Source organism: uncultured Clostridium sp., assembly GCF_900547735.1.
In the GTDB taxonomy this organism is placed as follows: domain Bacteria; phylum Bacillota; class Clostridia; order Lachnospirales; family Lachnospiraceae; genus Otoolea.
This window is the reverse complement of record NZ_URHZ01000041.1, coordinates 32,887-47,118: the sequence shown is the minus strand read 5'-3', so window position 1 is coordinate 47,118 and position 14,232 is coordinate 32,887. Positions and strand designations below refer to the sequence as shown.

13 protein-coding genes are annotated in these 14,232 nt (G+C 50.4%); 12 read left to right on the top strand and 1 reads right to left on the bottom strand.

Features of this window, described 5'->3' with window-relative positions; genetic code table 11:
• Positions 1-274 precede the first annotated feature (274 nt).
• The 5 genes from QZT18_RS13875 to QZT18_RS13855 are packed head-to-tail and all read left to right on the top strand — an operon-like array spanning position 275 to position 4,923.
• Entirely contained in the window at positions 275-1,105 is an 831-nt protein-coding gene (locus tag QZT18_RS13875; RefSeq protein ID WP_294148590.1) for an alpha/beta fold hydrolase, read from the top strand.
• Position 1,106: 1 nt separating this feature from the next.
• On the top strand, positions 1,107-1,979 hold the full coding sequence (locus QZT18_RS13870) for a DUF6282 family protein (RefSeq protein WP_294148589.1): 873 nt from the start codon (positions 1,107-1,109) through the stop codon (positions 1,977-1,979).
• A 51-nt stretch (positions 1,980-2,030) separates the two neighbouring features.
• Complete coding sequence (locus QZT18_RS13865; protein ID WP_294148588.1) at positions 2,031-3,131, top strand: TRAP transporter substrate-binding protein; 1,101 nt, start codon at positions 2,031-2,033, stop codon at positions 3,129-3,131.
• Between the two features lie 11 nt (positions 3,132-3,142).
• Positions 3,143-3,646: a TRAP transporter small permease gene (locus QZT18_RS13860; RefSeq protein ID WP_294148587.1), complete on the top strand. Its 504-nt coding sequence runs from the start codon at positions 3,143-3,145 to the stop codon at positions 3,644-3,646.
• The gene (locus QZT18_RS13855) at positions 3,646-4,923 is read left to right on the top strand and encodes a TRAP transporter large permease (RefSeq protein WP_294148586.1); all 1,278 of its coding nucleotides are present in this window, start codon (positions 3,646-3,648) and stop codon (positions 4,921-4,923) included. Before QZT18_RS13860 ends, QZT18_RS13855 begins: the two co-directional genes overlap by 1 nt.
• 130 nt (positions 4,924-5,053) lie before the next feature.
• Here the strand turns inward: QZT18_RS13855 and QZT18_RS13850 are convergent, their stop codons facing one another.
• Positions 5,054-5,500 carry a CYTH domain-containing protein gene (locus QZT18_RS13850; protein ID WP_294148585.1) on the bottom strand — a complete coding sequence of 149 codons (447 nt, stop codon included), beginning with the start codon at positions 5,498-5,500 and terminating at the stop codon, positions 5,054-5,056.
• A 345-nt stretch (positions 5,501-5,845) separates the two neighbouring features.
• Between QZT18_RS13850 and QZT18_RS13845 the strand changes: the two genes are divergently transcribed.
• From QZT18_RS13845 to yihA, 7 genes are all read left to right on the top strand, one after another.
• A complete protein-coding gene (locus QZT18_RS13845; RefSeq protein ID WP_294148583.1) occupies positions 5,846-6,724 on the top strand; it encodes a DUF975 family protein in 879 nt (292 codons plus the stop codon).
• A gap of 26 nt (positions 6,725-6,750) precedes the next feature.
• Positions 6,751-7,305, top strand: a complete 555-nt coding sequence (locus tag QZT18_RS13840; RefSeq protein ID WP_294148582.1) for a DJ-1 family glyoxalase III — start codon at positions 6,751-6,753, stop codon at positions 7,303-7,305.
• A 229-nt stretch (positions 7,306-7,534) separates the two neighbouring features.
• The gene (gene tig, locus QZT18_RS13835) at positions 7,535-8,821 is read left to right on the top strand and encodes a trigger factor (protein WP_294148581.1); all 1,287 of its coding nucleotides are present in this window, start codon (positions 7,535-7,537) and stop codon (positions 8,819-8,821) included.
• 133 nt (positions 8,822-8,954) lie between these two features.
• Positions 8,955-9,536, top strand: a complete 582-nt coding sequence (gene clpP / locus QZT18_RS13830; RefSeq protein WP_125140800.1) for an ATP-dependent Clp endopeptidase proteolytic subunit ClpP — start codon at positions 8,955-8,957, stop codon at positions 9,534-9,536.
• A 45-nt stretch (positions 9,537-9,581) separates the two neighbouring features.
• Entirely contained in the window at positions 9,582-10,883 is a 1,302-nt protein-coding gene (clpX, locus tag QZT18_RS13825; protein ID WP_125140799.1) for an ATP-dependent Clp protease ATP-binding subunit ClpX, read from the top strand.
• A gap of 237 nt (positions 10,884-11,120) precedes the next feature.
• The gene (lon, locus tag QZT18_RS13820; RefSeq protein WP_294148580.1) at positions 11,121-13,547 is read left to right on the top strand and encodes an endopeptidase La; all 2,427 of its coding nucleotides are present in this window, start codon (positions 11,121-11,123) and stop codon (positions 13,545-13,547) included.
• Positions 13,544-14,131, top strand: a complete 588-nt coding sequence (gene yihA, locus QZT18_RS13815) for a ribosome biogenesis GTP-binding protein YihA/YsxC (protein WP_294148579.1) — start codon at positions 13,544-13,546, stop codon at positions 14,129-14,131. The genes lon and yihA overlap by 4 nt, the downstream gene beginning before the upstream one ends.
• The last annotated feature ends 101 nt before the right edge of the window (positions 14,132-14,232 follow it).

The window sequence follows — 14,232 nt, the reverse complement described above, 5'->3', positions numbered from 1 at the left end:
CGGGAGCGCGTCCCCGCAGGAATTTTTTTCTCCGGATTCCCCCTCACGACAACCATCCACCGGGACTGAAGACTCATATACAACCTCCCACTACCCCGTCCGCCGTCTTACAGAGGCGTCCTCGCATCTCAACTAGTATACCAACTTTCACACAAAAAGTATAGTTTTAAGCTATACTTTCTATGCGGTAATTCTGGATTTACAGCTATAGTTCCTCGGTGTATCATAATGGTATAAATTATGGCGCCATTGAATGAAGAAGGGGAGGTTTTGCTTGAAGAAGGGTTATCTGACAACAACTGATAAAGCCCGCATTTATTATGAGGACAGGGGGGAGGGGATTCCTCTCGTATTTATTCCCGGCCATATGTGCACTTCCCGTTTTTTTAAAAAGAACGCCGAGGCGCTGTCGCAGTCTTACCGTGTTGTGACTATGGATCCGCGGGGGTTTGGGAATTCGTCGAAGGTACTCCATGGGAATGATGTGGAGCGGAACTGTGACGATATTAAGGAATTGATTGAGTTTCTGGGGCTGGAGCGCGTGGTGCTTCTCGGATGGTCGCTCGGCGGGAGTTTTGTCATGATGTATGCGCACAAATACCATGAAAACCATCTGGGCGCGCTGGGACTGATTGATGCCGCACTTTTTCCGTTTTCGGGGGCGGCCTGGAATACCTACAGGGCCAGGGACTACAATATGGATGAGTGGTGCGGTAAATACGGCGTTTGGATTACGGATGCGGAACTGTATTATAACAATTTTATCCGCCGCATCGACCGGGGAATGACTTCTGAGGACAGGGAAGAACTCGGAAGGGAAATTAAAAAAACGCCTCCCTGGATTGGATTTGCCATCCATACGGACTGGTGCCATACGGATACGGAGCAGTTTTTAAAAGAACTTACGGTTCCTGTGCTTCTCATTTCAGGGGAAGAAGTTTCAATGGGAAGACATTACAAAGGGCAGATACGGGGCTGTAGCGAGCTTTACGAATTTGAGACGGGAGGACATGCCATGTTCTGGACGGAATGCGGACATTTTAATGAGATACTTACAAATTTTACCGAACATACGGTGCATCGGGAGAAGGAAAGAAGGGCATGAGATGAGAACAATATCGTTAGAGGGAGCCTGCGATCTGCATATCCATTCGGCGCCGGATATCGTTGACCGGATAGGAAATGACATAGAGATTGCACTTCGCGCCAGGGAGGCGGGCATGAGGGCCATTGTTTTGAAATCGGTTCTGGAGCCTACCGTATCGAGGGCCTGGCATGTGATGCAGCAGGTGGAGGGAATCCGGGTTTTTGGCGGCGTGGTGCTCGATTATCACATGGGAGGGCTGAATCCCATGGCCGTGAGTCCGGCCATCGAGATGGGAGCGAAGGTTGTCTGGCTGCCGACCTACCATGCGCTGGGGCACGAGATTGCCTTCGGCGCTCTGGGAAGCTTCGGCTACACGAAGGAAAACAGCCGCAGCCGCACGCTGGAACCAATCACGATACTGGACGAAGAGGGAAATATAAAAGCTTCGGTCATGGAGATTATGGAAATGTGCAAAGACGCCGGCATTATCCTGGCGACCGGCCATATCCATGCCTCGGAAACGTTGAAGCTGGCCAGGGCGGCGAAGGAGAGCGGGTTCCGGAAACTGGTGGTAGACCATCCGTTTTTCAAGGTGCCGGATCTGGATATTGCCACGGTGGGAGAACTGGTCCGTCTGGGCGCTTACATGGAGTTCTGTGCCAATGAACTCTGTCCGATTCCCCGGAGCGCCAACCTTTACGATTATACGGCATGTTTTGAGAAATACGGCGTGGATCATTTTATTCTGGCCTCGGATGCAGGGCATAACAGGAAGGGGTGGCCTGCGGAGGAACTCAGGATATTTGCCCAGCTTCTGGGCTATGCGGGAGCGAAGGAAGAGCAGCTTCATCAGATGATGAATGAGAACTATAATTTCCTGCTGTCCCTGTGACGGTGAGGAGGTTGAGATTGAAAGAACATACAGAGAGAAGGAGATGCGGTTATGAAAAAAAGATTATGGGTAAAAACAACGGCTCTTACAATGGCGGCAATTCTGGGTGCGGTTACAATGGCGGGATGCAGCTCGCCGGGTGGAACAAAGAGCGCCCCGGAGACAAAGGAGGCCCTGTCGTCTGCGGAGGAAAATCAAGCGGACGCAGGCGCTGCGGATTTTCCGGAAATGACGATTAAGCTGGGCCACGGTTCCGCTCCCGCCGATGATGATCCCTACCATATCCTGGCGGCAAACTTCAAGAAGAACGTGGAAGAGGCGACGGGAGGAAAAGTGACAATTGAAATTTTCCCGAGCGGACAGCTTGGAGGGGAAATGGACAGCTACGAGGGGCTGGGCATGGGAACGGTTGACATGTGCATTGCCACGGGCAATATTTTCGGCCTGTACAATAATAAGACGACAATCATGGACATGCCGTTTTTCCTGGAGGACGAGGCGGCAGCGGAGAAACTTCTGGACAGCAAAATGGTCGCAGGCCTTCTTGAGGAACTGTCCCAGACGACGGGAGCCGTTCATCTGGGCTGGGGTTCGGGCGGCTTCAGGAACATTTTCAACAATATCCGGCCAATCAATACACCGGCTGATTTGAGCGGAGTCAAGCTGAGAGTTCCGGAAACGACCATTTTCGTGGACACGTTCTCTGCACTGGGAGCAAATGTGACCCCGATGACCTATTCGGAGACTTATACGGGAATCCAGCAGAAGACGATTGACGGAATTGAAGTCCCGGTAGGCAACGGATATACGGTCGGATTTTACGAGGTGTGCAAGTATCTGTCCATGACAAGACATTTCTACAACGCGCTTTCAATCAGCATCAGCCGGAACCTCTACGATAAAATGACGCCCGAACTTCAGCAGGTTTTAAGGGATGCGGCGGTAAAAGCGGGACAGGATCAGCGTCTGGCCGTGGCCGAGAATGAGGGAAAACAGCTGGAGGCAATGAAGGAAGCCGGAATCCAGGTCAATAACATCGAGGATATCGAGGAGTTCCGGACACTTGTAAAGCCAATCTATGAAAATTATAAAAACAATATCAGCGCCGAAATCTATGAGGAGGCTGTAAACTTGCTGGGAATCGATGAATAGGGGAGATATTTATGAAAAATGGTTTCAAGCGGGTGGCGGATCAATTCCTTTGGCTGTACTCGGCCGCCGGAACTTTGTTTCTTGCCCTTGTAATAATAACGACGTTTCTCCAGGTGGCTACGAGATATTTTATGAAAGCTTCCCTGCCCTGGACGGAAGAGGGGGCCAGGTATGCATTTATCTGGATGAGCATGATGGGGGCCTCGCTGGCAACCCGTCATGCGAGCCATGCGACAATCGACGTCATCGGTGATTTTATTCACGGGAAAGCCGGACGGTACCATGCGGCGGCTGTACAGCTTGCCATGATAACGGCCTCCGTGCTCATCGGCGTCTATGGAGTCAATATGGTTAAGGTGATGATGGTGCGTTCGAGCGCGGCTCTGGGAATTCCGATGGGATATGTCTATTGCGCAATCCCAATCGGCTGTGTTGGAATTGTCATTCAATGCCTGGCTAATCTTGCGGAGCTTAAGGCTGCCGGGACGGAAGGGGAAAAGGAGGTGGGCGGCTGATGGCGTTACTTTTGTTCGGACTTATGTTTGTACTGATGCTGGCAGGAATTCCCATCGCGTTCAGCATTGCCCTTGCGACCGCCGGTTTCCTCATCTTCACCGGTTCCGGATCCCTGCTGCTGCTCGCCCAGCGTTTTTTCCTGGGAATGGACTCCTTCGTCCTCCTTGCGGTTCCGCTCTTTGTCATGACCGGTTTCCTGATGGATCAGTGCGGACTGTCAAAACGGCTGATTGACTGGGTGGAATGTATTTTTGGACGGATCCGGGGCAGTGTCGGCGTTGTGACGATTGTATCCTGCGCCATATTTGCCGCCCTGGTCGGCTCGGGACCGGCGACAATCGCCGCCATAGGCGCGCTGATGATTCCGGCTCTGAGACAGAGCGGCTACCGGGAGGAAACCTCCGCAGGCCTTGTTGCGGCAGGCGGAGCGCTGGGCCCGATCATCCCTCCCAGTGTCGGCATGATTGTCTACGGTTCCACCATGAACCTGAGCATTCCGAAAATGTTCATGTCCGCGATTATTCCGGGCCTCATGATGGTGTTCGGTCTGATTTTTGTAAACATGCTCATTGTGAAGAAACAGGATATTCCTCCGAGCGATAAGAAATTCACGGCGAAGGAGAAACTTGTAAGGACGTGGAGAGCCCTTCCGGCCCTGCTGCTTCCGCTCATCATTCTGGGCGGCATCTATGGCGGAATCTTTACTCCAACGGAGGCGGCCGTCGTCTCGGTTGTCTACGGTATGCTGGTGGGCTTCTGCCTGAAGGAATTATCACTCAAAAAGCTCAGAAAAACCATGGTTTCCACGATTGAGACATCTGCAATGATCACGCTGATTCTGGGTGTATCCAATCTCTTTGGCTGGATTCTGGCCTACGCCAAGATTCCCCAGACCCTGGCGGCTCTCGTTATCCCGATCGTGAGGACGAAATTTATTTATCTGATAGTCCTCTGTCTGCTGATGCTGATAGTGGGAGCGCTCATGGAAACGCTGACGAGCATCGTAATTCTGGCCCCAATTCTGGCGCCGATTGGAATCGAACTGGGCATCGATCCCCTGATAGTCGGGATGGTCTTCTGCCTCAGCCTGATCATCGGGGTAGTGACGCCGCCGTTTGGAGTGAACCTGTTCACCGTGGCGTCGACGACCGGCCTGTCGTTCAGGAAGGTGGTCTCGGGGGCGGCGCCCTTTATCCTTTCCCTGATCGTTGTGGTTTTCGTTATAGCCATATTCCCGCAGATTCTGATGTTCCTGCCGAATCTGCTCATGAAATAGGAAGAGACGGCAGAAGTCCCGCTCTTTGCACAGATTTTATATGCAAAGAGCGGGACTTCTGTTTTTAAATCGCAGGAAAGCGCCCCTGTGATATCCAATTTAGAACTGCGTTCCCGCAACTGCCTGCTGTTTACAGCGCCGAAAGTCTGCTGTTCTGATATTCCCCCGTAAAAGTGACATCCCTTGTGAACCACGCAGGGGGTGTAAATGCATTGGCTTCCTCCTCCGTCGTGAACTCCACCTCGGCCAGCACAAGCCCTTCGTAGGCGCCGCTGAAGATATCGAGTTCAATGGTGAGCTTTGTCCCCTCGATGGGGATCAAATAGCGCCGTTTTGTCAGGACGCGGCCGTCGGCTTTCTCAAGCAGATGGAGATAGGCCTGTTCCGTCAGGGGAAGATTATATTCCTCCCGAACCATCCGTCCCCTGGACTTGTAGGTCAAATAAAACGTGTCGTCCTCGCGGCGCACGCGCACCACGGGATCCGTACAAAGATAGGCCTGTTCAATCTGGTGAAACGGGTACTGTTCCGGGTCAAAGGGGAGCGTTTCTATGAAATACTTTCTTTCAATTTCCATGTGTGACTTCCTTTCATAAAATCAGTATGAGATAAAACCATTTATTTCATTCTAATGGTATGGGGACGGGAAGTCAAATGAGGGAGAGTGAAAAATGAGGACGCCGACGGCAGGATGGCGGGCGGGGCGGTGAGGGTGACTGGATAGGGCTTCAGTCCCGAGGGAGGCTGTCGCGGGGGAATCCGGGCTGAAAAAATTCCTTCGGGGACTCGCTTTCGCTTGTGGAATGCGCAGCGGATGCTAACCTCCCACATTTTGAAAATTTTCCTATAGCTTTCTGAAAAAATATGCTATACTAAATTTGCGTTAAAGTTTTTTTACGGGAATAGTTAAGGAGGAAATATTATGTGGTCAATAGGAGATATGAAACGTAATGGATGGGCTAAAGTAAAACTCTATTATTGGTCGGCATTCGCAGTAACGATAATCTGGTCGCTTTTAGGAGGCGGTGCAAGCCGCGGAGGCAGTGTTAATACTTATAGGGAGTATAGGGAGGATATTCACCACAGTTTTCAGGGGATTAATCCTGCGACGCTGCACATGATAATTTTTACGCTGCTAGGGATTTTCGCGATTGTGGGAATTGCGGCGCTGCTGTTCAAGGTGTTTATCGGCAACCCTGTTACGGTAGGAAAGAACCGGTTCTTCATGGAGAGCCGTCTGACCCTTAAGTCGGCCGGGATCGGCAAGGTGTTCTGGGTGTTTGGATGCGGCCATTATATGAACGTGGTGAAGATCATGTTCCTGAGGGATCTTTTTACGGGTCTCTGGTCTCTTCTTTTTATAATTCCGGGAATTTACAAGGGTTATGAGTATGCAATGATTCCGTATATCCTGTCGGAGAATCCGGAGGCGGACAGCAGGGACGTCTTTGCCGTGACCAAGGATATGATGAACGGAAACCGTTTCCAGATGTTTTTACTGGAACTGTCGTTTATCGGCTGGTATCTGCTGGGAGCGCTCCTCTGCTGTGTCGGCGGAGTGCTGGTGGTGCCTTACCAGGAGGCGGCCATTGCCGAGCTTTATCATCATCTGAGAGGTTATATTAATGGTTTCCCGTTTAACGGCTATGGAGTGCCGGAACCGGAAGTGTTCTATGACAACCAGGGCGGCGGGGACAATTATTATGATAACCAGAACCAGGGAGGCCAGAATTACGGGAATGGAAATTATCAGGACAATCAGAACCAGGATAACGGAAACTATTACGACAACCAATATTAGAGAATGATTTGAAAGAGGTGGCTGATATGGCGGAAGTATATGCGTTTTTGGCGGATGGACTGGAAGAGGTTGAATGCCTGGCAACGGCGGACGTCCTCATTCGCGCCGGGGTGAAGGTGACCCTGGTATCCATCAGTGATAAGAAAGAAGTGACGGGCTCCCACGGTTTTACGGTTATGGCGGATGCCACAATCGGGGAGATTGATTTTAAAAGGGCGGATGTGCTGTTTCTGCCGGGCGGAATGCCGGGAACAAGACATCTTTCGGAGTGCCGGGCGCTCTGTGACGCTCTGGTGACGGCCAATGAGGAGGGACGCCGTCTGGCGGCCATCTGCGCGGGGCCGAGCGTCCTGGGGGGACTTGGAATCCTGAGAGGGAAGAAGGCCACCTGCTATCCCGGATTTGAGGGTGCGCTGGCCGGAGCCGAGATTACGGGCGACGGAGTTGTGACCGACGGCAATGTGACGACGGCAAGAGGCCTTGGGTATGCTCTGGATCTGGGGCTGGAACTGGCAGGCCTTTTGATTGACGAAAAAACGGCTTCCCATATCAAAACAGCGATACAATACGATCAGGTCTGAAATCGCAGAATCCATCCGGTGCGAACCGGAACCGGAAAAACAATACCGAATAACGGACGGGAAAACTGGGGAAAAAAGTAGAAAAACCCTTGTGTTTTCCCGTTTTTTCTTTGGTTTTTTGACAATTTGGACTGGTATTTACAGAAGGGATATGATATAATGCTATCTTGAAGTGTAACGCCTAACGGGTATGGCTGTTCACATATAGAAGCAAGGAGGACCCCTTATAATGAGTTTACAGGTAGAAAAATTAGAAAACAACATGGCTAAGCTTACGATCGAAGTTCCGGCTGAGGAATTCGAGGCTGCTATCAAAACTGCTTACAATCGCAATAAAGGAAAATTCAATATTCCTGGTTTTAGAAAAGGTAAAGCACCGCAGGCCATGATCGAGAAGATGTACGGAGCAGGCATTTTTTACGAAGAGGCTGCTAACGAAGTAATCGATGCATCTTATCCAAAGGCAGCAGAGGAGTGCGAGGAAGAGATCGTATCCTCCCCGGAGATCAATGTAACACAGATCGAAAAAGGAAAAGATTTTATTTATACAGCAACCGTAGCTTTAAAACCGGAAGTTACATTAGGCGAGTATAAAGGAGTAGAGGTAGAGAAGGTCGTTGCAGAAGTAACGGACAGCGATGTTGAGGAAGAGCTGGAAGCAGCCCGCCATAAGAACGGACGTCTTATCTCAGTAGAAGACAGACCGGTTGCCGACGGCGACAACACAGTTGTAGACTTCAAGGGCTTCATCGATGGTGTTGCATTTGAAGGAGGAGAAGGTACAGATTATCCTCTGACAATTGGTTCCCATTCCTTTATTGATACATTTGAGGAGCAGTTAATCGGTAAGAACCTCGGCGAGAAGTGCGAGATCGAAGTTACTTTCCCGGAAGAGTACCATGCTCCTGAATTAGCAGGCAAGCCGGCTAAGTTTGAAGTGACCATTAAAGAGATCAAGATGACCGAACTTCCTGAGCTGAACGACGAGTTTGCAAGCGAAGTTTCAGATTTTGAGACTCTTGCTGAATACAAAGACGATATCAGGGCAAAACTTCAGGATAAGAAGAACAGAGAAGCAGCTACTGAGAACGAGAACCGTGTTATTGATAAGGTAGTTGAGAATGCCCAGATGGATATCCCGGAGGCAATGATCAACACACAGGCACGCGGTATGGTGGAAGACTATGCGCGCAGACTGCAGAGCCAGGGCCTGAATATCAATGATTACATGAAATATACAGGTATGACGGCAGACAAGCTGATCGACCAGATGACTCCTCAGGCTCTTAAGAGAATCAAGACAAGACTTGTTCTTGAAAAGATCGTAGAACTTGAGAACATCGAAGTTTCCGACGACGCTGTTTACCAGCAGATTGGAAAGATGGCAACAAGCTATCAGATGGAAGCCGAGAAGCTGAACGAGCTGATGGGCGAGAAGGAAAAAGAGCAGTTAAAAGAAGACTTAAAGGTTCAGGAAGCAGTAGATTTACTGGTTTCAGAAGCAAAATTAGTTTAATTGCCGTATAATGAATAAGAAGTGCAAATTGGTGGGAGGCCCGCACTGCGCGCCTTTCACCGTTTGGTGTCGGTGAAAAGTGCGCTTTGCGGGCTTTTCATCGTTTCCATTTTTGCAGAACAGGAGGCATTCTATGAGTTTAGTACCCTATGTCATTGAATCCACCAGCCGGGGAGAACGTTCCTATGACATTTTTTCCAGGCTGTTAAAAGAGAGGATTATTTTCCTCGGAGAAGAAGTTACCGATGCGTCGGCAGGACTTATCGTGTCACAGCTTCTGTTTCTGGAGTCTGAAGATCCGAACAAGGATATTCATCTCTACATCAACAGCCCGGGCGGTTCCGTATCGGCAGGACTGGCAATTTATGACACGATGAATTACATCAAGTGTGATGTTTCTACTATCTGTTTCGGCATGGCGGCCAGCATGGGAGCGTTCCTCCTGGCAGGCGGTGCAAAGGGAAAACGTTTTGCCCTTCCAAATGCCGAGGTTATGATCCACCAGCCGTCCGGCGGAGCACAGGGTCAGGCTACGGAAATTCAGATCGTGGCAGAGAAGATTTTACAGACAAAGAAAAAACTGAACGAAATCCTGGCAGCGAACACCGGCCAGCCATATGAAGTCATCGAGAGAGATACCGACAGAGATAATTATATGACAGCACAGCAGGCAATGGAGTACGGACTGATTGACAGTGTCATTTCAAGCCACTAATTACATTCATAGCCATTATTTTATAGAAGGAATTGAGGTGGGCATATGCCAGGCAGATCTGACGACAAGATTCGCTGCTCTTTTTGCGGCAAAACGCAGGACCAGGTCAGAAAACTGATTGCAGGTTCTAATGATGTTTATATATGTGACGACTGCATCGAACTTTGTGCAGAAATTCTGGAAGAAGAATTTGCTGATCAGAATGACAAGGGTCCGGACTTCAGCGGGATTAACCTGTTAAAGCCGAAGGAGATCAAGGAATTTCTTGATGAGTATGTCGTAGGCCAGGAGGAAGCCAAGAAAGTTCTCTCCGTAGCAGTCTACAATCATTACAAAAGAATCACATCCAAGGGAAGCCAGGAAGTGGAGCTTCAGAAGAGCAATATCCTGATGCTTGGACCAACCGGTTCCGGCAAGACATATCTGGCACAGACGCTTGCCAAGATCCTGAATGTCCCTTTTGCCATTGCAGATGCCACGACATTGACGGAAGCCGGTTACGTCGGCGAGGATGTGGAGAATATTCTTTTAAAGATTATTCAGTCAGCCGATTTTGATATCAGCAAAGCCGAATACGGTATTGTCTATATAGACGAGATTGATAAAATAACGAAAAAATCTGAAAATGTTTCGATTACTAGAGACGTTTCGGGTGAAGGAGTGCAGCAGGCGCTTCTGAAAATCCTGGAAGGTACGGTCGCAAGTGTTCCGCCTCAGGGCGGGAGAAAGCATCCTCAGCAGGAGCTGTTACAGATCGACACAACGAACATTCTCTTTATCTGCGGCGGAGCGTTCGACGGTCTTGAGAAGATTATCGAAAACCGTCTGGGTGCCGGTTCCATCGGCTTTAATGCGGAAATCGTGGATAGACAGAACCAGGATATCGACGAACTTTTAAAGCAGGTTATGCCTCAGGACTTATCCAAGTTTGGCCTGATTCCGGAGTTTATCGGCCGTGTGCCGGTTACGGTTTCCTTAAGTTCCCTTTCGGAAGACGCTCTGGTGAAGATTCTTTCAAAGCCGAAGAATGCCATTATCAAGCAATATCAGGCACTCTTTGATCTGGACGGCGTGAAGCTGGAATTTACGGACGATGCACTCGGTGCGATTGCCCATCTGGCCGTAGAGAGAAAGACGGGAGCCAGAGGCCTGCGCTCGATTATGGAATCCATCATGATGAACATTATGTATGAGATCCCTTCAGACTCCAGCATTGGAATCTGCACGATAACCAAGGACGTGGTGGAAGGAAACAGTGAACCGGAACTGGTGTACCGGGAGAACACAGTACCCCGTAAATCATTTACAGGGCGTTCAAAAAAGGATAAGACAGGCGAAATCGCCTGATTAAGGCCTGTCATCAGCGATGAAAGGTACGCTTCCCGCGCACTTTTAGCGCCTAAACGAAAGGGGTTTGTAAGATGAAGTGTTTCTCATTTTACAGATCCCTTTATTGTTACACGAAAGGTAACTGGCCCTGTCTTTATGGTTCCACATAAAGCGGCGGAGCAGTTATGATGTATATCCAATCAGGCGGGCGATGCAGTCCCGCGAAACTGTGACATACAGAACAGGAGATTTGAAATGGAAGATAAAAAGATGAGACTTCCTGCGATTGCACTGCGCGGACTCACCGTGCTGCCGCAGATGACGATAAATTTTGATATAATCAGGGGAAAGTCCATTGCAGCCGTTGAGAAAGCCATGGTGGGCGATCAGAAGGTCCTTCTGATTACACAGGTGAAGCCGGAGGAGATGAATCCCGACATGGAGGACTTGTTCCATATCGGAACCGTCGGCTTTGTAAAACAACTGGTGAAGATGCCGGGCGGCATGGTCCGCGTTACCGTGGAAGGACTGGAGAAAGCGGAGCTTTTAGAACTGGACAACAGCGGTTCCACCCTGACGGCCACCGCGGAGCTCCTCGGCGACATAGAGGACGACTTAAACGTGATAGAGAAAGAAGCGATGCTCCGGATTGTGAAGGAGAAACTGGAGGAATACGGCAAACTCAACCAGACTGCCGGTAAAGATTTTCTCCTGTCCCTGACCTCCGCATCCGGGCTGGAAGAGCTTCTTCATCAGCTTGCCGTGCAGTTCCCATGGGATTACGAGGCAAGACAGAGAATTTTGGAGTGTACATATTTAAGCTCCATGTATGAGACCGTGCTTCAACTGCTGCTGACGGAGACCGAGGTTTACCGCGTCAAGAAAGAATTCCAGACCAAGGTAAAGGCGGCAATCGACAAGAATCAGAAGGACTATATCCTGCGCGAGCAGATGAGGGTGATCCGTGAGGAACTGGGGGAGGACAACCCCGTATCCGATGCGGATGAGCTGAAAAAACAGCTGAAGAGTATTAAGGCGGACAAGGAAATCAAGGACCGCATCTTAAAGGAAATCAACCGGTTTAAGGGAATGCCCTCCGGCAGCCAGGATGCCAACGTGCTGAGGACCTACCTGGAAACCGTTCTGGAACTGCCGTGGAATAAGGTGACAAAGGACAATGCGGATCTCAAGTTTGCGGAGCGCGTGCTGGAGGAAGACCATTACGGCCTTACGCAGGTCAAGGAGAGGGTGCTTGAATATCTCGCAGTGAGAATTCTGACGAAGAAGGGCACCAGCCCGATTATTTGTCTGGTGGGCCCTCCGGGAACCGGAAAAACGTCGATTGCCCGTTCCGTAGCCAGGGCGCTGGGCAAGAAATATGTCCGCATCAGCCTGGGCGGCGTGCATGATGAGGCCGAGATCAGGGGCCACAGAAAGACATATGTCGGCGCAATGCCGGGCCGTATCGTGGAGGGAATCAAGCTTGCGGGCGTAAGCAACCCGCTGATGCTGCTCGATGAGATCGACAAGGTGAGCAGCGACTATAAGGGAGATACCTCCTCGGCGCTTTTAGAGGTGCTGGACAGCGAACAGAACATCCATTTCCGTGACCATTATATTGAGCTGCCGATCAACCTGTCGGAAGTGCTCTTTATCGCGACGGCAAACACGACCCAGACAATCCCAGGGCCGCTTCTGGACCGAATGGAACTGATTGAGGTCAACAGCTATACGGAGAACGAAAAATTCCATATTGGAAAGAATTATCTGATACGCAAACAGATGGAGAAGAATGGACTGACAAGGGCACAGCTTACCATCACCAATCCTGCCCTGGAGAAAATCATCCATAATTATACCAGGGAAGCCGGTGTGAGAAATCTGGAGAGAAGGATCGGCGATATCTGCCGCAAGGCGGCAAGGGAGCTTCTGGAGCAGGACAGGAAATCAATCCGAATTACGGATAAAAACCTAGAGAAATACCTTGGCCGAGAAAAGGTGCTGTATGAGGACGCGAATGACGAGGATCAGGTGGGAATCGTCAGAGGCCTTGCCTGGACCAGCGTCGGGGGAGATACGCTTCAGATTGAAGTGAATGTGATGCCGGGCAAAGGCAATCTGCAGATGACGGGCCAGCTCGGCGACGTGATGAAAGAGTCGGCACAGACGGCCCTCACCTGGGTCCGTTCGGTGGCCTCGGTGAAATACCGGGTTCCGGAAGACTATTTTGAGACACATGATATCCATATCCACATTCCGGAGGGAGCGGTTCCAAAGGACGGCCCGTCGGCAGGAATCACGATGGCTGCCGCGATGCTGTCGGCCGTGACGGAACGTCTTGTATCGGCAAAAACCGCGATGACGGGTGAGATTACCCTGAGAGGCCATGTCCTCATGATTGGAGGGCTGAAAGAGAAACTGCTGGCGGCAAAGATGGCCCACATTGAGAAAGTACTCGTGCCGGACAAGAACCGTCCCGACGTGGAAGAACTGTCGAAAGAGATCACAAAAGGCATGGATATTATCTATGTCAAGGAGATGGAAGATGTGATCCGGGAGGCGTTTGTAACGGGATGCGCAGAGGATGAGGCGGCAGACCGGGAGAGTGACGCATCCTCCGCCGCATTGGCCGAGGCGGCAGCTACCATGGCCGTAAAGCCAGAAAGAAAGGGAAAACCATGATTATAAAAGATGTAAACCTGGAAACCGTATGCGGCATTACCAGCAAGCTGCCGGAGAATACACAGCCGGAGTTTGCCTTTGCAGGCAAGTCGAACGTGGGAAAATCCTCGCTGATCAATGCGCTGATGAACCGCAAATCCTATGCCCGTATCTCGGCACAGCCCGGCAAGACGCAGACCATCAACTTTTACCACATCAATGATACGCTCTATTATGTGGATCTCCCGGGCTACGGCTATGCAAAAGCCAATGTGGAGGTAAAGGCGAAGTGGGGAAAGATGATTGAGGATTATCTCCACCGCTCCAAGATGCTCAAATGCGTTTTCCTTCTGATTGACATCCGCCATGAGCCGTCATCCAACGATAAGCTGATGTACGACTGGATTGTCTCTCAGGGATACCAGCCGGTCATTATTGCGACAAAGGCCGATAAAATTAAGAGGAGCCAGCTGCAGAAACAGATGAAAGTTCTGAGGGTCGGCCTTGATGTCGGAACCGATGTGCTGATGATTCCTTTCTCAGCGGAGACAAAGCAGGGCAGGGAAGAAATCTGGGATTATATAGAGAAACTGGCCGAAGAGTAAGTAAAACGGAATTCCCGCTTGTGCGGCCGTGTTCCGGTTACTGTTACAAGGCAGGCAGGTGATGATCCGCACGTTGCGGGCGTATCTTCTGCCTGTCTTTT